This window comes from Hyphomicrobium sp. CS1GBMeth3, from assembly GCF_900117455.1.
Taxonomy (GTDB): Bacteria; Pseudomonadota; Alphaproteobacteria; order Rhizobiales; family Hyphomicrobiaceae; genus Hyphomicrobium_C.
Genome location: NZ_FPHO01000002.1, coordinates 798,401 through 814,925, shown reverse-complemented (window position 1 = coordinate 814,925; position 16,525 = coordinate 798,401). Strand labels below are relative to the sequence as shown.

Annotated in this window: 23 protein-coding genes; 11 read left to right on the top strand and 12 right to left on the bottom strand. The window is 62.7% G+C overall.

Features of this window, described 5'->3' with window-relative positions:
* Positions 1–27 precede the first annotated feature (27 nt).
* Positions 28–282, top strand: a complete 255-nt coding sequence (locus CS1GBM3_RS03920) for a hypothetical protein (protein WP_139247781.1) — start codon at positions 28–30, stop codon at positions 280–282.
* Between the two features lie 21 nt (positions 283–303).
* Here the strand turns inward: CS1GBM3_RS03920 and CS1GBM3_RS03915 are convergent, their stop codons facing one another.
* Together CS1GBM3_RS03915 and CS1GBM3_RS03910 are read right to left on the bottom strand one after the other, a co-directional pair.
* Positions 304–705 carry an FKBP-type peptidyl-prolyl cis-trans isomerase gene (locus tag CS1GBM3_RS03915; RefSeq protein WP_244534580.1) on the bottom strand — a complete coding sequence of 134 codons (402 nt, stop codon included), beginning with the start codon at positions 703–705 and terminating at the stop codon, positions 304–306.
* Between the two features lie 99 nt (positions 706–804).
* On the bottom strand, positions 805–1,080 hold the full coding sequence (locus CS1GBM3_RS03910) for a hypothetical protein (protein WP_072391674.1): 276 nt from the start codon (positions 1,078–1,080) through the stop codon (positions 805–807).
* A 195-nt stretch (positions 1,081–1,275) separates the two neighbouring features.
* Here CS1GBM3_RS03910 and CS1GBM3_RS03905 point away from each other — a divergent pair, with 195 nt between their 5' ends.
* Positions 1,276–2,052 carry a hypothetical protein gene (locus tag CS1GBM3_RS03905; protein ID WP_072391671.1) on the top strand — a complete coding sequence of 259 codons (777 nt, stop codon included), beginning with the start codon at positions 1,276–1,278 and terminating at the stop codon, positions 2,050–2,052.
* 50 nt (positions 2,053–2,102) lie between these two features.
* Positions 2,103–2,360, top strand: a complete 258-nt coding sequence (locus CS1GBM3_RS03900) for a hypothetical protein (RefSeq protein ID WP_072391668.1) — start codon at positions 2,103–2,105, stop codon at positions 2,358–2,360.
* A gap of 62 nt (positions 2,361–2,422) precedes the next feature.
* Here the strand turns inward: CS1GBM3_RS03900 and CS1GBM3_RS03895 are convergent, their stop codons facing one another.
* Both CS1GBM3_RS03895 and CS1GBM3_RS03890 read right to left on the bottom strand, forming a co-directional pair.
* Entirely contained in the window at positions 2,423–2,986 is a 564-nt protein-coding gene (locus CS1GBM3_RS03895) for a TIGR00645 family protein (protein WP_072391665.1), read from the bottom strand.
* Between the two features lie 163 nt (positions 2,987–3,149).
* Entirely contained in the window at positions 3,150–3,581 is a 432-nt protein-coding gene (locus CS1GBM3_RS03890; RefSeq protein WP_072391662.1) for a pyridoxamine 5'-phosphate oxidase family protein, read from the bottom strand.
* 142 nt (positions 3,582–3,723) lie between these two features.
* On the opposite strand from CS1GBM3_RS03890, the gene CS1GBM3_RS03885 reads away from it, so the two are divergent.
* Positions 3,724–4,017, top strand: a complete 294-nt coding sequence (locus tag CS1GBM3_RS03885; RefSeq protein ID WP_072391659.1) for a hypothetical protein — start codon at positions 3,724–3,726, stop codon at positions 4,015–4,017.
* A 135-nt stretch (positions 4,018–4,152) separates the two neighbouring features.
* Positions 4,153–4,356: a DUF2905 domain-containing protein gene (locus CS1GBM3_RS03880; protein WP_072391656.1), complete on the top strand. Its 204-nt coding sequence runs from the start codon at positions 4,153–4,155 to the stop codon at positions 4,354–4,356.
* Between the two features lie 83 nt (positions 4,357–4,439).
* Here CS1GBM3_RS03880 and CS1GBM3_RS03875 read toward each other — a convergent pair whose 3' ends face one another.
* Both CS1GBM3_RS03875 and CS1GBM3_RS03870 read right to left on the bottom strand, forming a co-directional pair.
* Complete coding sequence (locus tag CS1GBM3_RS03875; protein ID WP_083567028.1) at positions 4,440–4,673, bottom strand: hypothetical protein; 234 nt, start codon at positions 4,671–4,673, stop codon at positions 4,440–4,442.
* Positions 4,674–4,831: 158 nt separating this feature from the next.
* A complete protein-coding gene (locus CS1GBM3_RS03870) occupies positions 4,832–5,929 on the bottom strand; it encodes a hypothetical protein (protein WP_244534544.1) in 1,098 nt (365 codons plus the stop codon).
* Positions 5,930–6,187: 258 nt separating this feature from the next.
* Here CS1GBM3_RS03870 and CS1GBM3_RS03865 point away from each other — a divergent pair, with 258 nt between their 5' ends.
* The gene (locus CS1GBM3_RS03865) at positions 6,188–7,432 is read left to right on the top strand and encodes a hypothetical protein (protein ID WP_072391650.1); all 1,245 of its coding nucleotides are present in this window, start codon (positions 6,188–6,190) and stop codon (positions 7,430–7,432) included.
* On the opposite strand, the gene CS1GBM3_RS19445 is transcribed toward CS1GBM3_RS03865, so the two are convergent.
* From CS1GBM3_RS19445 to CS1GBM3_RS03855, 3 genes are all read right to left on the bottom strand, one after another.
* Positions 7,358–7,606 carry a hypothetical protein gene (locus CS1GBM3_RS19445; RefSeq protein ID WP_139247779.1) on the bottom strand — a complete coding sequence of 83 codons (249 nt, stop codon included), beginning with the start codon at positions 7,604–7,606 and terminating at the stop codon, positions 7,358–7,360. The two genes, CS1GBM3_RS03865 and CS1GBM3_RS19445, sit on opposite strands and share 75 nt — an antisense overlap.
* 236 nt (positions 7,607–7,842) lie before the next feature.
* The gene (locus tag CS1GBM3_RS03860) at positions 7,843–8,097 is read right to left on the bottom strand and encodes a hypothetical protein (RefSeq protein WP_072391647.1); all 255 of its coding nucleotides are present in this window, start codon (positions 8,095–8,097) and stop codon (positions 7,843–7,845) included.
* A gap of 140 nt (positions 8,098–8,237) precedes the next feature.
* A complete protein-coding gene (locus CS1GBM3_RS03855; protein WP_072391644.1) occupies positions 8,238–8,558 on the bottom strand; it encodes a hypothetical protein in 321 nt (106 codons plus the stop codon).
* 393 nt (positions 8,559–8,951) lie between these two features.
* Between CS1GBM3_RS03855 and CS1GBM3_RS03850 the strand changes: the two genes are divergently transcribed.
* Positions 8,952–10,958, top strand: a complete 2,007-nt coding sequence (locus tag CS1GBM3_RS03850) for a DEAD/DEAH box helicase (protein WP_072391641.1) — start codon at positions 8,952–8,954, stop codon at positions 10,956–10,958.
* A 114-nt stretch (positions 10,959–11,072) separates the two neighbouring features.
* Here CS1GBM3_RS03850 and CS1GBM3_RS03845 read toward each other — a convergent pair whose 3' ends face one another.
* Together CS1GBM3_RS03845 and CS1GBM3_RS03840 are read right to left on the bottom strand one after the other, a co-directional pair.
* A complete protein-coding gene (locus tag CS1GBM3_RS03845) occupies positions 11,073–11,417 on the bottom strand; it encodes a zinc ribbon domain-containing protein YjdM (RefSeq protein ID WP_072391638.1) in 345 nt (114 codons plus the stop codon).
* Positions 11,418–11,498: 81 nt separating this feature from the next.
* A complete protein-coding gene (locus tag CS1GBM3_RS03840) occupies positions 11,499–11,774 on the bottom strand; it encodes a YdeI/OmpD-associated family protein (RefSeq protein WP_072391635.1) in 276 nt (91 codons plus the stop codon).
* A gap of 984 nt (positions 11,775–12,758) precedes the next feature.
* Here CS1GBM3_RS03840 and CS1GBM3_RS03835 point away from each other — a divergent pair.
* The 3 genes from CS1GBM3_RS03835 to CS1GBM3_RS03825 all read left to right on the top strand — a co-directional run bounded on the left by CS1GBM3_RS03835 (position 12,759) and on the right by CS1GBM3_RS03825 (position 15,153).
* Positions 12,759–13,430, top strand: coding sequence for a DUF1326 domain-containing protein (locus CS1GBM3_RS03835; RefSeq protein ID WP_083567253.1), 672 nt, complete (start codon positions 12,759–12,761; stop codon positions 13,428–13,430).
* A gap of 9 nt (positions 13,431–13,439) precedes the next feature.
* A complete protein-coding gene (locus CS1GBM3_RS03830; RefSeq protein WP_072391632.1) occupies positions 13,440–14,222 on the top strand; it encodes a DUF2182 domain-containing protein in 783 nt (260 codons plus the stop codon).
* Positions 14,223–14,295: 73 nt separating this feature from the next.
* Positions 14,296–15,153, top strand: a complete 858-nt coding sequence (locus tag CS1GBM3_RS03825) for a LysR substrate-binding domain-containing protein (RefSeq protein WP_072391629.1) — start codon at positions 14,296–14,298, stop codon at positions 15,151–15,153.
* Positions 15,154–15,241: 88 nt separating this feature from the next.
* On the opposite strand, the gene CS1GBM3_RS03820 is transcribed toward CS1GBM3_RS03825, so the two are convergent.
* Positions 15,242–16,039, bottom strand: coding sequence for a potassium channel family protein (locus tag CS1GBM3_RS03820; protein WP_072391626.1), 798 nt, complete (start codon positions 16,037–16,039; stop codon positions 15,242–15,244).
* 219 nt (positions 16,040–16,258) lie between these two features.
* Here CS1GBM3_RS03820 and CS1GBM3_RS03815 point away from each other — a divergent pair, with 219 nt between their 5' ends.
* The gene (locus tag CS1GBM3_RS03815) at positions 16,259–16,447 is read left to right on the top strand and encodes a hypothetical protein (protein WP_072391623.1); all 189 of its coding nucleotides are present in this window, start codon (positions 16,259–16,261) and stop codon (positions 16,445–16,447) included.
* Positions 16,448–16,525: the final 78 nt, after the last annotated feature.

The window sequence follows — 16,525 nt, the reverse complement described above, 5'->3', positions numbered from 1 at the left end:
CGGAACGGAGGCGGCATGCAGCGGAAAATGGCAGCGGGAGCAATGGCGTTGGCTTTAGCCGCACTGGCGGCAGCAGGCGCGACCCCGGCTGAAGCGCAGACCTACATGGAGCTTGAAGCTGCCCGTGCCAACGCCCGGGCGGGCGGGCCCATTAGCGGGCGCGACGCGGAGCTGCTGGAGCGCTACGGCTGCCTGAGCGGCACGAAAAGCGAATTTTGTGAGAAGCTCAGCGAGCGGGACAGAAAGAGAACCCGCAGCGAGCGCCGGCGCGCGAAGCGCTGACGCTCGCTACAGGCTCAAGCGTTATTTCACGTCGAGCAGCTCGACGTCGAAGATCAGCGTGGCGTTGGGCGGGATGACGCCGCCGGCACCGCGCGCGCCATAGCCGAGCTCCGGCGGAATGATCAGCGTGCGCTTGCCGCCGACCTTCATCGTCGCGACACCCTCGTCCCATCCGGCGATTACGCGGCCGGTGCCGATCGGGAACTCGAACGGCTGGCCACGGTCGACGGAGCTGTCGAACTTCGCGCCCTTCTGTCCGTCCTCGTAAAGCCAGCCCGTGTAGTGCATGACGCAGATCTGGCCCGTCTTGGGCGCTGCGCCTGTGCCGGCAACGGTGTCGATGATCTTGAGGCCGGATGGCATGGTCGTTTCCTCTGCTGCTTGCGCGGCGGGCGCAAACCCGCCTGCGACCGCGCCGGAGATCGCAAGAGCGAGCCCCTGGGCAACGAAGCGGCGCGTCAGCTTGCTGTTGGCTTGGCTCACGTTTCGTTCGTCCTTCCTTGTTCTTGTTCGGCTTTTCACTCAGTTCGCCTTCGCGTCCATCTCCTTGATGTAATTGTCGATGTCCTCCTGGGTGACCTCCTTGTGCTCGACCAGCGCGGTGAGGCACTCCTTGGAGAGCTCCGTTGCCTTGCCGCGCATGCAGGCGCGCAACTCGTCGCTGCCGACTGCGAGATTGTCACAATGCTTGTGATAGTCGTTGCGGCAGGCGTTCTTGACCGCCTCGTTGACGTCGGCGAGCGCGGATCCTCCAGCGAGGATTGCGGCAAGTGAGGCGATTGTGAGCAGTCGGGTCATGCAAATTTCCTGTGAGTGAATGCCCTCTAGTGAGGCGCGAATCTCTAGCACAAGTCGCTGGGCGATGGTGTGGCGTGCCTCCGCCGTCACGGCCATCGTTTAGGCTCAAACCGGTGTCATCGGAAAAGTGCAATGTGTGCAGAGTTTTCTGCTCGAAGCACGCGTGCGCCGGGAGCCCCCTAGGAGTTTATTTCCATGTCGAAAAGATCTTTCCTCGCAATCGTCTGCGCGATTGCCGTCCTCACCCCATTGGCCAGCGCCGAAGCCCAACGCGGCCGCGATGACTGGCGGCCCGACAACCGCACCGACTGGGAGCTGCTCGGCTCCGCCCAGATCGGAACCCGTCTCGAGCGCGACGTGATCGAGGTCGGCCGTCGCGAGGGCCGTTTCCAGTCGATCGGCTTCACCGTCACCGGTGGCGAGGCGCGCATCGAGGATCTGAGGATCGTCTACGGTGGTGGTCAGTCCGAGGACTTGCGTGTCCGTGAGGTGTTCAAGCCCGGCACGCGCTCGCGCCCGATCGATCTCGGTCGGGGTGGCGAATTTATCCAGCGCATCGAGATCACCTATCGCGCTTTCGGCCCAGTGAAGATCGACTTCTACGGCGAAAAGCGCCGTGGCCCCGAGTGGGCTCTGCTCGGATGCCAGCGGGTAGGCTTCCTTGAGACGAAGGATGTGATCCGCGTGGGCCGGCGCGAAGGTGCGTTCCGGGCGCTGAAGCTTCAGGTCAACGATGGCACGCTGAGGCTCAATCGCATGCGTGTGGTGTTCGGTGACCGCTCGTCTCAGGTGCTTGATGTGCGCGCCGCGATTCCGAAGGGAACCGAGACACGACCGATTGATCTCGACGGCCGTCGTCGGGTGATCGAGCGCATTGAGCTCGATTACCTGCCGTCGCTCAATCTCAAGAGGGGGCCGGAGGTCTGCGTGTTGGCATTGGAAGCTGGCGGTCACGGACCCGGCCGGCGCTGATATGCGCTCCTCTCCGGAACAAAAACTCAGCACAAAAGGACGATGATCCCATGCGCAAGATGATAGCCGCTGCGGCGGCCCTGGTGACAACCGTTGCATTTCCGGCCTTCGCAGCTCCGCCTGCCAATCAGGAGGCCTGCAACAGCCTTGCCTTCGGCTTGGCCGAGAAGGCAGCTACGAAAAAGCTGCCTGAGGTTGAGGCGGTCAAGGTCGACGAGCTGATCATCAAGCTCGAAGGCCAGTGCGGCGCCAACCAGCTCGCAGATGCCGAGGCGACCGCGAAAGAGATCGAGGCCGCGCTCAAGTAGCACGACGCTCGACGAGCGATCCGAAATACAGCGGGGCGGTCATGCCGCCCCGCTTTTTTGTGTCAAGCGGGCTTCGAGACGCCCTTGGACGGGATCTCCCGTCCGAGCTTGTCGACATACGCGATGCCGACCGCCGACAGAATGAACACGATGTGGATGATCGTCTGCCACATCACGCCCGCTTCTGTGAACGTGGCGCCCTCCTTGCCGAGGTTTCCGGCGGCGATGAATGTCTTCAGAAGGTGGATCGACGAGATGCCGATGATGGCCATGGCAAGCTTGATCTTGAGCACGCTCGCGTTCACATGGTCGAGCCATTCCGGCTGATCGGGATGGCCCTGAAGCTTGAGCCGCGAAACGAACGTCTCATAGCCGCCGACAATGACCATCACCAGCAGGTTCGAGATCATGACGACATCGATTAGACCGAGCACGATCAGCATGATCTCCTGCTCGCCGAACGAGGCCGCATGCGCCAGCAGATGCGTGAGCTCCTTGAGAAACAGAAAGACGTAGACGCATTGCGCGATGATCAGGCCGAGGTAGAGCGGCACCTGCAGCCAGCGCGATCCGAAGATGAGCGAAGCGAGAATTTGGAGGGGCGACCGTTCTGCGTCTTGGGGCATTCGGAGACCTATGGGCGGTTGCGACTGTGACGGCCCCGGCGCAACCGCCGGCAGCCAGGCGCGCCCGATTAGCACCAACCGCGCTGCTCCCGGAATGAGGCACGCGCGCACGTCGTGCCCGCAGGTTTTTATCCGTAGGGACGCTTGCCAAGACAAAACGCGCTTAAACCGCGAGTTCGCCTTCGTCGCCACCGCTCCAATACTTGATGTGATTGGCATGCACCTTCAGCATGACAAGCCCGGGCGTGTCGATGCCTTGCTCGAACCAGGCATCGTGGTCGGATGTCCAGTGTGCCGGGAACGCCAGCTTGTCGCGGATGATCTCAGCCTTTCCCGCGACCGCGATGAAGAGGCCGCCGCTAAACAGCCCCGGCTTCGAGCTGAACGCGAGCGCCACGTCGGGATCGCGCTCGATGTCGTGCACGAGGCGCGTGTCGTCCCGCGTGAAGTAGTACGAGTTGCCGTCGTACTCGACCTCGCCGTTGTTGCTCATCGGACGGCTGGCGATCGCACCGCCCTCGGTGATGGTCGACAGCATGGCGATATCGATGCCGCGCATGTCGCTGGCGATGTCGGCGAGGGATTTCTGGCCCATGGGAACGCTCCGTTCTTGCTTTTGCAAGTCAACGGAGCAGTGGGGCCCGGGTTCCCGCCCCGCGCCGATCGCGGGCTTGCGTCGCGGGGCAATCCCGGATTAGGAAGCGGCCGGGGCTGGCGCAAGAACGGAGCTTAAGGCCATGACGGACACCACGGACACCAACGAGCAGATCAAGGCGCTGAAGCACGAGATTGCCGAGCTTTCCGGCCTTGTGCTGGCGACAGGCGTGCTCCTGACGCAGCTTCTGCAGTCGAATCTCAAGCGCGAGCTCAACCCGTGGAACGCCGCCACGAAGATGATGGCCGACGCCCGTAGCGCCATCGAAGCCTTCAACCCCGAGACCACCGGCGAGCGCGACCCGGCCATGAAGCAGCGCGCCCTCGACGCGCTGACCCAGTATGAGACGCAACTGCGCTCCGTGCTGCCGACCTGAGCCGGACAGGCCCTCCCTCCCATGGGCGTTGAGCGCCTTCAGGGCGCTCAACGCGTCCGCCTCCGCCCCGCTTGACGGGCGGACGCGGCACGCCGACATCTTTCCTCGGATACGCTGCGACCGAGGAGTGCCCGTGTGGGCAAGGCCCTGATCATCGCCGGGATTGTGCTGGTCGCCGTCGGCCTGCTGTGGATGCTGGGCGAGCGTTTCGGCCTTGGCCGCCTGCCGGGCGACATCCTGATCGAGCGCGAAGGCACCCGCATCTACATTCCGATCGCGACCTCGCTCTTAATCAGCGTCGTGCTTTCGCTGGTTCTGTGGTTGTTCTTTAGCCGCTGATCCATCTCCCGCACCCGCGTCACAAAAAAAGGCCGCAGGAAGAAGTCCCGCGGCCCTTGCATGCCAGGATCGAGCAGCCTGGCTCAGCAGCCGTGGCGACGCATGCAGCGGCGATACCGCCAGCCCCAACCCCAGCGGACTCGGCACTCGCGGCTCCAGCGGCGGCAATAGCGGCGATACTGCACGGGCTCCGTGAGCACGCTCTGCGACAACGTCTTGCCCATCGGTGTCGCGGCCGGCGGCGCGGCGGAAGCAGAAGCGGCGCCGAAGCAAAGGACGGCACCGGCGGCGAGGGCCGCGAGGGTCAATGTGCGCATGGTTTGTCTCCTCGGTCGGAACCCCGGGTGACCTCCTGAACGGCGTGAACGGGGCAGAAGTTCCAAGATGATGGCAATCATTGTGTGGCATGGCGGATAATCCGCCGCCGTCTCAAGGGAGACGCACGCAGGTCCGTCGAAATCCGGTTACCGGATGCTTACTCCGGGGCGCCTTGCTGGATCGCCTTGAACTTGTCCCGCGCCTTCTCGAATTTCGGCGTGAACAGCCACATAGCATCGAGGATCTCGCGGTAGGTGGCAGACGTCTTGGCCCGGTTGACCTTGCCGAACGTGAAGATGCTGTTGTTGCGCAGGAAGCCCATGACGCGCGCATCCGAGATCCTGTAGCTCTCGACGTTCCCCGATTTCAGCGCGGCCCGCGTCGGCGTTGGCACGATCTGGATGAGCTGGAACAGCTTCATCTGGTCGATCTCGTCTGGCAGCATGCGGGCAATCGCCGGGATGTCGGCGAACAGATCGGCGTGGGCGTTCATCAGCCCGTTGCGTACGGCTATCCAGTGATTGTAGCGCGGGTCGATCTTCCTCGCGCGCGCTTCCTCCGCGTCGTCGCGAGCGGCGACCTCAGGCGCGCGCGCGCGGACCTTCTTCTTGATCGCGGCCCACTTCCTGCGCCCGTTGCGATCCTCGGATTTTCCGGTCTGCAGGCTACCCTTATAGGTATTGGAGCGCGCGTTGCCGATGTTCTGGCGTGCGTTCGTCTCGGCGAAGAAGATGGCGAGGCTGATTCGGCCGGCTGCTTCCGCCGCCGCGGCATCGGCGCCCTTGGCGCGCGCGATCGCCCGGCCGAGGTCGACGGCATCCTTCATCGGCGTCTTGGAGCTTTGCGCGAACGCGGGTGGCGCCTGCATGATTTTGAAGAGATCGGCGTACTCCTGGATCAGCGGCTCGATGTCGGCGTCGAAGTGATCCGGCGGCACGCCGAACGTGTTGGGCCGTCCGATGCGCGAGGGCAGGACGTCGGTCAGGTCCTTGTAGGTGCTCATCACCTTGAGGCGCGCGAGGTAGACGGCCTGGCCCGGCAAGCGCGGCAGCGTCTTCCCGGCATCGATTTGCGCCCGCCGCTCCGCCAGGATCTTCTTGAAGGCCGCAAGCGCCGTGTCATAGGCGGCGACCGCGGCGGCCTGCTCCTTGGTGAGCTTTTTGGCCGGCTTTGCGCTCTCTGCAATTGCAGGCGTGACAACACCGAGACCGCCGACGGAGGCAAGCCACGGCAACGCGATCGCGAGGGCCGCCACGCAGCGCCGCGGGATCGTTCGGAACGAGGGGAAACGCACCATCGCGCAACGATACCGGCAACGTTCCGCCCCGTCACCCCGCATCACCCCGGCGCCTTGTGCGCCGCGCATCCGGGCTTGCACGTGCGTGTTTTGTGGCGAGGGTGCCACGCAGCATTGTGGATTCGTGCGGTTTCTGAAGCTCAGCCGTCTGTACACGCAAAGGTTAACGGCGCAATCTGCGCGATATATTGCCTATGAGTATTGCGGGGGCGTCGTATGGAGTGCGGATCGCAGGAGTATTTCTGCCAGCTTCTGACTCTGATCACCGAGAATGAACTGGCGGCGCGAAAATTCAACGATCTGGTCGTGAGGCTTGGCCAGGACACGACGGGCGGCATTGGCGTTGCCGCCGCTTTTCTAAAAGACTACGGCCAGCTGATCGTTGGTCTCTTAGGCTTCTCTTTCGGCGCGTGGCGATGGTGGCTTTACCACGACCGCGTGCTTCACAAGCGTCTCGCAGAATACATCAGCAGCCGTGACAGCCGATTGAGAGATATCCGCGGCCAAGCGCTTGAAACAATCCAGCGCCCCGCGCCAGGGCAAACACTCGTTGCGCCATCTTTCGTCAATCGCGATTTGAAATACGTCCTTCGCGAAAACCGGTGGGACAACTCTGCCGTCGCTTTGCCCGTGCTGAGCAGCGCGGATTGGCAACTGTCTAAAGCGGTCCAAAAGCTTTCCGAACAGCTCCACATCGCGGAACGAGAGGCCGTTTCACTGAGGCAAGAACTCTGCACCGCCTACAGCTTGCGCGGAGCCGTGGCATCGGCAAGTTCCAAACCTGAGCGTCATCTGGAGGCACTCAGTCATTTTCGAAGCGCGCTGAGCCTGCCGGGACATACCACCGATATCCAACTGTTGGAGCTAGAGGCGCATCAGCTGCGCAAACTCGGACACTCCGATCTAGCCGAAACAGCGTACGAGCGCGTAATCGAGTTAGCGGCAAACCTCGAGTCCGAGCGCGAGCGAGATATCGTCACTGCGCGAGCCAAACGGTACCTAGCCGAATTAGACACTAGGCCGCTCATCGCCTTTCAAATAATGCGCGCAGGCCTCGAAGGAAGCCAATATGCGCCCGGACCGATCGCACTTATGGAGCGCTGCCAGCCCTTGCAACCCTGGGAGTGGGTGGAGAAGGGCGACATGGATTATTTCTCGGCGGCGTTAGCAAACTCGCTCGGATTTGTGCGAGCAGCACCCACGCACTTGAAAGATGCCGACGCCGCGTATCAGGCCGCGCTTCTCGCCATTAGAAAAAAGCGCTGGCAGGTTGGACGATCCACGAGCCGTTTGCGGCGGCTGATACGCGAGGGCCGAGAGCGGGTTCAGCGTGCACAGCGCTCCGGCATCTACGATACCGCCTGGTTGCCGCCATCGCCCGCCAAATCAAATCAGCCGCAAAAACCAACCGCAGAAGTAGGCAGCTCCGGCAGCGATCAACCCGTTCCCGAAACTGCGTAGCACCGCCCCGCGCAATGTGTCGGTCAGGCCAAGCTCCTGGCCGCGCTTGTAGAGCGTGTAATGCTCTGCATACGACGCGGATGCGAGCGCGATAGCGCACGCGGCGATGGTCCACAGACCCACGTCGGCATAGCCGGCGACGGACGCCGCAAAGATCGCGAGGAAGCCAAGCATGAGGTGCTTCTCCCGGCCGCGACGCGCACGGAGGATGCAGCCAGTCTCTGGATGCCAGAGTCGCCCGCGGCCGTGTTCCTGGCCATGTTAATGACCTGTGGACAACGCACGGCAAATCAAGAGTCCGAGCGAGCCCGCCGCACCGTCCCGGCATACACGCGACAGCACCGCCCGACGCCGAGCCTCGGCACATGCCGGCGCGAGCCACCACCAAACAGCTTCACGTCACGTGTGGATCAGAACTCGATCCAGACGCCGTTGCGCCAGTAGCCGCGGCCGCGGCCCTCGCGCCAGCGGTACCGGTGGCCCTCGGCGTCCGGCCACCGCCAGTCGTCTTCGTAGACGTGGAGGCGGAACTCGGGCTTGTATTCGTAGCGCTCCTTGACGCGCCAGCAGTCGCCCTCCTCGTTGCAGACGATGGCGGCGTTGGCGTTTGTGGTCATGAGGACGAGGGTGCCGGCGAGGGCGAGGCCAACTTTTGTTATGGACATGGGCTCCTCCTTTGTCGGGGGCTTCTCAGTGTTGGCGCGCTTGCAAACGCTCAGTTAGCCGAATTGTTTCCGGCGTAACGCATCGCCTTGAGACACAGGCACAATCCAGATCTATCGGGCTTCTCCGATCTGGCCGGGTATCAGTTCGGCTGCTCGGGGAAATACTTGAGCGTCTGCTGGCAGGATCTTCGGTACTCTTCCTTGCTCATGCCGGTCTGCGCATCCCAGGTCTTCATGCACGCCTCAACATCCTCGGGCGTGGCCGGATAGGTCTTGGGCTCGAACACGTTGCCGGGGTCGGGCTCAGCCGGGGCGGGCGTGGGCTCCGGCTCGCCGTCGTCCTGCACGAGCGTGAGCACGGGGGGCGAGGGCCAGAGCTGTGCTGCTGCGGCGTGGCCGCAGACAACGCCTAATACAATTGTCACGGTTGAGAGGGCGAGAGAGGCTGAACGCACGCGCATGCCGAGGCTCCATGGCTGGGATCTACGCTGAACCGAGAACGCAACGGTTCGGTGCCCACCCAATGCCGGCCGCGACGTCCTGAAACGCCTTTCTCGGAGTGAAGGTGGCGCGGCGCAGGATTTCAAGACCGGCGCGGTGACATGGTAACTATCGCGATGCCAGGAGGGTGAAGCGGCCTACACAACTCGAGCCTTAGCGAGCGAGGGGAAGGCACGCGGCGCCGCCTGCCCATGACGTTGTGGCCCTGCCAGGGAGGCGAGCCAACGTGTCCGCTGGTGAGAACGCCGAAAACCGGCTAGGCATCGCAAATCGCGAGATCCCAGGCAGTGTGCGCCGTCGGCTCCCCAAGGGGAGCCACTAGTGCCGCCTTCATTCGAAAAGCGTTTCTCATCATGACCTTCCCGTTAGCTCATCCCGCGCTCGGGCGCGCCCTTGCCGCGCGCGGCTACTCGATCCCAACGGCAGTGCAGCTGGCGGTCCTTGAAGCCAACACGGCAGCACGCGATCTGCTGGTCTCGGCCCAGACCGGCTCGGGGAAAACGGTAGCCTTTGGATTGGCCATCGCCCCCACGCTGCTCGGAGACGCGGAACGTCTGCCGCAGGCCGCCGAGCCGCTGGCCCTGATCATCGCACCAACGCGAGAGCTGGCGCTCCAAGTGCAGCGCGAGCTCGACTGGCTCTACAAGGACACCGGCGCGCGTGTCGTGGCCTGCGTCGGCGGCATGGATGCGCGCGCAGAGGCCCGCCAGCTCGGCTACGGCGCCCATATCGTCGTCGGCACGCCCGGGCGTCTGCGTGACCACCTGGAGCGGCAGCGCCTCGATCTGAGCAAGCTCGCCGCCGTCGTGCTCGACGAAGCCGACGAGATGCTCGATCTCGGCTTCCGCGAGGATCTGGAATTCATTCTCGATGCGTCACCGGAAAGCCGCCAGACGCTGCTGTTCTCCGCCACCATGCCACGCGAGATCGCAGCGCTGGCGGGGCGCTACCAGCGCGACGCCGTTCGCATCGAGACGCTGAGGCGCAACGAGCAGCATGCGGATATCGACTATCGGGCCATTCGCGTCGTGCCGGGCGATACGGAGAACGCAGTCGTCAACGTGCTACGATTTTATGAGGCGGCTGCCGCGATCGTGTTCTGCTCCACGCGCGAAGCCGTGAAGCGGATGCACGCGCGCCTCGTGGAGCGGGGCTTCTCCGCCGTGGCGCTTTCGGGAGAGTTGACCCAGAACGAGCGCGCGCATGCGCTGCAAGCTCTGCGGGATGGCCGCGCCCGTGTTCTCGTGGCGACGGATGTGGCGGCGCGCGGGCTCGACTTGCCGGCCCTCGCGCTCGTCATACACGCCGATCTCCCCAATGATGCCGAGACGCTCCTTCACCGCTCAGGCCGCACGGGCCGGGCCGGCAACAAGGGCCTGTGCATGGTGATCGTGCCGTTCAATCGCCGGCGCAAGGCAGATGCGCTGCTGGCCGGTGCCAAGCTGAAGGTCACGTGGGGCCCCGCGCCGACTGCCGAAGAGATCCGTGCGCGCGACCAGGAGCGGCTTCTCGCCAGCGCCATTTTCACGGACCCCGCAACCGAGGAGGACATCAAGCTCGCAGAGGCCCTTAAGGCCGGACGCACCGCGGACGAGATCGCTCTCGCTCTTGCCCGAGTGCATCGCGCCGGGCTTCCTGCCCCGGAAGATCTGGCCGAGGATACCGGTCCGCCGCCTCGGCGCGATGCCCGTTCGCCGGCACCGCGGGAGCGGTCCAGACATCGGCCAGATCATGCACGCGAAGCTCGCAGTCACGCGCCGCAGGATCGCGACAACGGCGCGAGCCCGCGCGACAGCCGCCCCCCGCGCCCGGTGCGGGACCACGGCCGCGAGATGGTGTGGTTCCGCGTCGATATCGGCCGTGAGCGCAAAGCCGATCCCCGCTGGCTGCTTCCGCTCCTCTGCCGCGCCGGCGACGTGACGAAGTCCGAGATCGGCGCCATCAAGATCTTCGACCGCGACACGCGCTTCCAGATCGCCGCCGAATTCGCGGACAAGTTCGCGGAGACCGCGCGCTCCATGAAGCCCAACGAAGGGCGGATCACGCGCATCGGCGCATCCATGGGGGACGATGCTGGGATGCGGAGCAATCCGGCCCACGCGGCCCCGGCGCGCAAAGATGGAGAGCCCAGAACCGCCACCGCGTCGTCCGACCGTCAACCGGACGTCCGCGCCAAGACGCCGTGGCGAGATCGAAAGAACGGCAAGACCGGCGGTCATCCCCATCGCAAGGGTGAGGCGCCGAGAAGCCATCCTAAGGCTCCAAGGCCTCACGCCGGTTCGCCAAAATCACACGGCGCGCACAAGCCTGTATCGAAATATGCCCATAAGAAGAAGCATCGCGCGGCCCCCCAGACCTAGGCATCGGCTTTCATCCCGCGTGGACGGCCTGCTGTGGGTCGAAGCGGAAAGATAGCTGCAATCGATTGGCGACGCGGGATAAGGCGCGTTTCAGCGTGCGGCGGTCTTCCGCGATCACGCCTTCTTCACGAACTCGGATTTGAGGCTCATGGCGCCGATACCGTCGATCTTGCAGTCGATGTCGTGATCGCCGCCGACGAGGCGGATGTTCTTCACCTTCGTCCCCATCTTGATGACCTTCGATGAGCCTTTGAGCTTCAGGTCTTTGATCACGGTGATGGTGTCGCCATCCTGCAGGATGTTTCCGGCCGAGTCCCGGATCACGCCGTCATCCGAGCCTTCTGTCTCAAGTGCAGGTGCGGCGCTCCATTCGTGCGCGCACTCCGGACAGACGAAGAGGCTGCCATCCTCGTAGGTGAACGTGGACTTGCATTTCGGGCAGGGCGGAAGGGTGCTCATTGATGTGGTCCGTGTGTGGTCGTTCGATTCCGACGCGGGGCAGGAAGGCAGCGCGCTATAGCACGTCTGTCGCGGTCTGCCTTACCGGTGCTTGCAACCCGGCCAGCAGCACGGCCGCCTCTTGCCGGCTTCGAGATTTTCGCAGCCCCAGATAATGCGCCGCTCCCGCGTCTCGGCCTTCTTGGCAGATTGGATCCAGCAAATCCACTCGTTACGGGCCAACGGGGTGATGTCACGCCAGGTGGCGAGCGCGGCTTTGTTTGTCTGCAGCGCCTTTTGCAATTCCGGCGGCAGTGCGTGAACGGTCCCGCCCTCGATCGTCTCGCCTGGGCGCGCTTTGGTCTTGGTGTTGCTCATGGCGTCAATCTAACTGGCCGACGGGGGAGCGTCGACCCTGTGGATCAACGGCCGTGGTGCCTGCGGGGCTCGACTGTGTGCGGGAATAGCCGCGAGGCGGTTGGCCTCGTCGGTGTGTGTTCGCATCGGTTCAAAGAGCAGAACGAAAGCGCGGGGAGCGGGACAACGAGGCCGTGAAACAAACCGGGATGCGGACTCGCATATCCCGCTGCCGCTGTGCGCCACGGCAACTTGGTGCCGGGTTTGACCTTCGGCGCGCACGCCTGAGCCGCTCTTATGCCGCCACGCGAGGCTAGCCGCAACGCATTGCGCAGGCGAAACCGTCCGAGCAGGCTCGAAGAGCGGACGTGCGTATGCGACCGGCGCGGCGCGATGCTTACCGTTCGAGGTCACGAGGGGGCGGGGCGATGAGGGCACCGCGTCTATGTGTTTTTTGCTGGCGGCGTCCACACCGCCCCGCGCAGGATTGTTGGCATACCCGACTTTCTCATCCTTTCACGGTGCCGGGGAATTTCACCCGGGCGTGTCGGCGAAGCCTCGGGATGTATGGCTGCGTGGCCATACCCCGACCTGCTCCCGCCTGCCTCAAAAGCGACGCCTCGCGAGAGCGGCCCTCGTGTCCAGGCGGGATGCGGAGAGGGTAGGGCGAGTGGAGAGGGCGGGGATAAGTTCAGCGGGGGACGTCCGCCCCGGGCCATGAGCGGACATCGTTTGCCTGCCGCTCCTTGAAAAGCATGCGACTGGGCCGGGTATGCTCACGAGCATGCTGCAAGGGGATCATCAATGGACGATACCCGACAACGAGATGTTATCGGTTTAAGGCGTATACGGAACAATATCCAAACACTGCCAATAACGTCGGCAAATGCCTGCGATAACAACTCTTCATTTTATCGGTCCCAACTTGTTGTGCGATGTACGGAGGCAATCTTCATTCTGCTGAGGTAGCTTATGAATCGGCGAGAGATCCTTCAGAAAACATTGATGACGGCAGGTGCGGCGGCGCTCCTAAAAATTAGTGAGCATGCCGCTCAAGCAGCGGAAGCCGCCAACGCGTCGACGTGGCGGCTTCACGGAAACTATTTTGAAGCCTGCAGTTGCGAAACCGTCTGCCCGTGCATTTTTGAAAGTGCACCAAGCCATGGAGACTGCAACGTCATCTATGCGTGGACGGTCCGCACTGGCCACTACAGAGATGTTTCACTGGACGGGCTCAACGTTGCGCTTGCCGCTAGAGCGGACGGTCACATGCAGCAAGTCAAATGGCTCGCCGCGCTCTACATCGACAGCAAGGCCACCCCAGACCAATACGCGGCTCTAGAATCAATTTTTACAGGAAAGGCGGGAGGGCATCCTGCAGCGCTAGCTAGTTTCTTCGAGCGCTTTATCGGCGTGCGTCAAGTTCCGATTTCCTTCGAAGGAGAGGGCAAAAAAAGAAGCGTCGACATTCCCGGTGTCCTGAAGGCGACAATCAAGGCCATCGTCGGCCAAAAGGGCGGTGAGACAACGATCGTCGGACAGCCGCTTGGACTCGCCCCCGGAGAGCCACTCGTGGCCGCCAAATCCGACGAAGTGGTGTTGAAAGATTATGAATGGAACTGGAAGTTCTCGGGTCGGGCAGGCGGCTACAGTCCCTTCACGTATCAAAGTGCCTAAGAGCCAGCGATGCGAACAGCCTATCTCACGGGTCTGGCAAGTCCCAATGCCGTACTCTCCACTCTTATCATCACTACGGTCCTGGCATGGGCCTTGGTACTATCGATCCATTGGACTTCGCATGCTGGGGGGGAGTTCACGGACGAAGTCGCGCTCTGGATACTTATGACAATCGGGATGATGGCTCCTTCGGCCATTCCAATGGTGAAGACGTTCCATCGCCTGAGCACGGACCTCGATCAATCATCGAAGCAATCAACACCAACGATCGTGTTCGGAGTTGCTTATTTGATCGTATGGGGAGGCTACGCCGTCGTCGCGGCCTTTCTGCAGGATACGATGCGAACACTGATGATCATTGACGACCAGATGAAATTTGCAGTGCCGGCTATCAGCGGTATCTTTCTGATATGTGCGGGGCTCTTTCAATGGAGCGGCGCAAAACACGCTTGTCTAAGCAAGTGCAGATCGCCGCTCGGCTTCCTTATCGGTTATTATGAGCCAGGTCTTGCTGGTGCCTTTCAAGTGGGGGTTCGACATGCACTGTTCTGCATTGGATGCTGCTGGCTACTCATGCTGCTCGTTTGGTCTGGCGGCATGATGAATCTGGTTTGGATGGCCCTGCTGACCACCTTGGTCGTCGCGGAAAAGACAATGCCAAAAGGCTTATGGGTTGCCAGAGCGGCAGGGATTGCCTTCACTGTTCTCGGCGTTGCCCAGATAAGTTTGGGTGCAGACGATACTGCGTACTATTTCGACTTGATGTCTTCCATTTGCGGCTGGTCCGCCTGAGCGGAATGGGCCACGTTACCATTCAGCGCGAGGGCACCCCAGCTGGGTCGACACGAGTAACAGAGGTAGTTCATTGATCCTCGACACCAGCCAGCTACGAAGCTTTGTTGCTGTGGCAGAAACCAGCAGCTTCACCCGCGCAGCTTCATTGGTAAACCTTACACAACCTGCCATCAGTCTTCAGATTAAGCGCTTGGAGGACCAAGTCGGTCGAAAACTCATTGAGCGCGGACCGTCACGCAAGGTTGAACTCACCGCCGACGGCGAACTCCTTCTCGGATTTGCTCGCAAAATTCTTTCCCTGCACAGGGAAGCTGAGGGGCTTCTCTCGACAGCCAATGTTTCCGGAACCGTACGCTTTGGCGCGCCTGAATACTTTGACAATAAGATACTGGCGTTGCTGCTCGCTCAATTTCGTCGCCAGCATCCTGCTGTCTCGCTCGAGGTTACTATCAGTCTGGGACCCGAAGTCAGGGCGCTGGTAGACTCAGGCGCCTTAGATGTCGCGATCGTAAATGTTGAGGTAGGGGAAAACTTGGGCACCGTACTAAGCCGAGACAAGCGTGTCTGGGTCTCCGGCCAAGAGTTTACCTTCGAAGCCGAAAAACCCTTGCCGCTAGTTCTCTTCCCGCCGACTTGCTCATGGAGGAGGCTCGCCTTGGACGCCCTCGAGCGCGCTGAGCGAAGTTGGGTCCTTGCGCTGAGCAGCAGCGGAGTATCTGGTCTAGTAACCGCGACTGAAGCTGGTCTAGGCGTTTCAGTGATGGCGGCCCGTAGTGTGGTATCGCCTCTTCAGATCGTATCGGGCCCTCTCGGCCTACCAGCGTTACCTGATTTCGAATATCAGCTGGTGGAGAGTTCTTCGGCGCCGACCGCTGCCAGGCGTCTTGCTTTCAGCATAAGAGCCGTCTTTGGTCTTGAAGAAGACTGAAGTCCGCTTGGGGTCATGAGCGGCCACGATGGCTTGCGCGTAACGCTCCTTCACCGCCGCCACGTCCTCGGACGCGCCCCCTCTCGCCCTAAAGCCCCTCGTTGGGGATGTTCAACGCTTCGCCGCAGGCCTTGCAGTGCACGGCGTCATAGTCGTGGCGCATGAGGCTGCACTTCGGGCAGCGGAAACGGACCTTGCTCGGCTGCAGCACCGCACGCGCCAGATTGAGAAACAGCGTCACGCCGAGGATCATGACCACGACCGAGAGCAGCCGGCCCGGTGTGCCATTGAGCACGATGTCGCCGTAGCCCGTCGTGGTCAGCGAGGAAACCGTGAAATAGAGCGCGTCGGCGTAGTTGTTGATCAGCGGGTTGATGGCATGCTGCGTCTCGTAGACGAGGCCCGTCATGATGAAGACGAACACGGCAAGGTGCACGGCGGCGATGACCACGTCCTCGTTGCGGCGGAACCAGGCGCTGTCCTGGCGCAGCCGCCAGAGTAGTTGATAGGTGGCGAGCAGGCGCACCGTGCGCAGGATGCGCAGGAAGCCGCCGGCCTCGCCGACCACCGGAGCCAGGAACGAGATGATGGCGGCGACGTCGGCCCAGGTCGCCGGATGCGCGAGGTCGCGCAGGCGGCGGCGGCTGATGGCGAAGCGGGCCACGAAGTCGGCGAGGATCACGAGGCCGAAAAAGACGTCGAGCCATTCGATGAGGTCGCTGCGCGGGACGAACGACGTCGCGACAATGAAGGCCACGGTGACGATATCGAACGCCAGCAGCGCGTAGCGGAAGCGGTGCGCCTCGGCCGTGTCGGATTCGTAGTAGTGGCGCAGGGTGTCCAGAAGGCCCGGCGGACCGGCCGTTTGTGCTGCTTGTCGTGCCATGGGCGTCGCGGGGGCCGTCCGTTGTGGGTCGATGCGGTCGGGCCGCACTCAAACACGTTCCGCCCCGCTTTGAAAGCGCGCGGCCCTGGCGCCTGACCGGCCGCCGCGATGCGGGCGGCCCAGAAGGCAAGCGCCACTGCGCGCACCTATTCCGTGCGCGGCACAAAGTGGCTAGTGTGCGAGGGATAAAAAGAAGACGAGAACCTGGGAGGACAAGGGATGCATAAATCGGTGCTCGATTTCATCGTCTGGGTGCTGCTTCTGGGCGGGCTCGTCGGTTTCGCGATGGCCCTCGTGAAGCTGTTCGGCGGCGGCACGCCGGTCGAATACGGCGTCCTCGGCATAGGCGGCGGCTTCTGGCTGCTGTCGTGCGCGATCGCGATCTACATTCGCGACAAGCTCGCCTGACGGCGCGCAGGAGAAGACGCCCCTCAGCCGGAGGCGATACTCAATCGTCTCCGACCTTCCCCTCAAGGGTGGGCGAAG

Bases quoted from the DNA above. Each gene is read 5' to 3' on its own strand.
- CS1GBM3_RS03850 (WP_072391641.1), top strand. From the start codon at position 8,952: ATGACCTTCCCGTTAGCTCATCCCGCGCTCGGGCGCGCCCTTGCCGCG.
- CS1GBM3_RS03890 (WP_072391662.1), bottom strand. From the start codon at position 3,581: ATGGGCCAGAAATCCCTCGCCGACATCGCCAGCGACATGCGCGGCATC.
- CS1GBM3_RS03830 (WP_072391632.1), top strand. From the start codon at position 13,440: ATGCGAACAGCCTATCTCACGGGTCTGGCAAGTCCCAATGCCGTACTC.
- CS1GBM3_RS03875 (WP_083567028.1), bottom strand. From the start codon at position 4,673: ATGCGCACATTGACCCTCGCGGCCCTCGCCGCCGGTGCCGTCCTTTGC.
- CS1GBM3_RS03905 (WP_072391671.1), top strand. From the start codon at position 1,276: ATGTCGAAAAGATCTTTCCTCGCAATCGTCTGCGCGATTGCCGTCCTC.
- CS1GBM3_RS03900 (WP_072391668.1), top strand. From the start codon at position 2,103: ATGCGCAAGATGATAGCCGCTGCGGCGGCCCTGGTGACAACCGTTGCA.
- CS1GBM3_RS03895 (WP_072391665.1), bottom strand. From the start codon at position 2,986: ATGCCCCAAGACGCAGAACGGTCGCCCCTCCAAATTCTCGCTTCGCTC.
- CS1GBM3_RS03820 (WP_072391626.1), bottom strand. From the start codon at position 16,039: ATGGCACGACAAGCAGCACAAACGGCCGGTCCGCCGGGCCTTCTGGAC.
- CS1GBM3_RS03920 (WP_139247781.1), top strand. From the start codon at position 28: ATGGCAGCGGGAGCAATGGCGTTGGCTTTAGCCGCACTGGCGGCAGCA.
- CS1GBM3_RS03910 (WP_072391674.1), bottom strand. From the start codon at position 1,080: ATGACCCGACTGCTCACAATCGCCTCACTTGCCGCAATCCTCGCTGGA.
- CS1GBM3_RS03860 (WP_072391647.1), bottom strand. From the start codon at position 8,097: ATGTCCATAACAAAAGTTGGCCTCGCCCTCGCCGGCACCCTCGTCCTC.
- CS1GBM3_RS03840 (WP_072391635.1), bottom strand. From the start codon at position 11,774: ATGAGCAACACCAAGACCAAAGCGCGCCCAGGCGAGACGATCGAGGGC.
- CS1GBM3_RS03845 (WP_072391638.1), bottom strand. From the start codon at position 11,417: ATGAGCACCCTTCCGCCCTGCCCGAAATGCAAGTCCACGTTCACCTAC.
- CS1GBM3_RS03865 (WP_072391650.1), top strand. From the start codon at position 6,188: ATGGAGTGCGGATCGCAGGAGTATTTCTGCCAGCTTCTGACTCTGATC.
- CS1GBM3_RS19445 (WP_139247779.1), bottom strand. From the start codon at position 7,606: ATGCTTGGCTTCCTCGCGATCTTTGCGGCGTCCGTCGCCGGCTATGCC.
- CS1GBM3_RS03855 (WP_072391644.1), bottom strand. From the start codon at position 8,558: ATGCGCGTGCGTTCAGCCTCTCTCGCCCTCTCAACCGTGACAATTGTA.
- CS1GBM3_RS03815 (WP_072391623.1), top strand. From the start codon at position 16,259: ATGCATAAATCGGTGCTCGATTTCATCGTCTGGGTGCTGCTTCTGGGC.
- CS1GBM3_RS03835 (WP_083567253.1), top strand. From the start codon at position 12,759: ATGACGGCAGGTGCGGCGGCGCTCCTAAAAATTAGTGAGCATGCCGCT.
- CS1GBM3_RS03885 (WP_072391659.1), top strand. From the start codon at position 3,724: ATGACGGACACCACGGACACCAACGAGCAGATCAAGGCGCTGAAGCAC.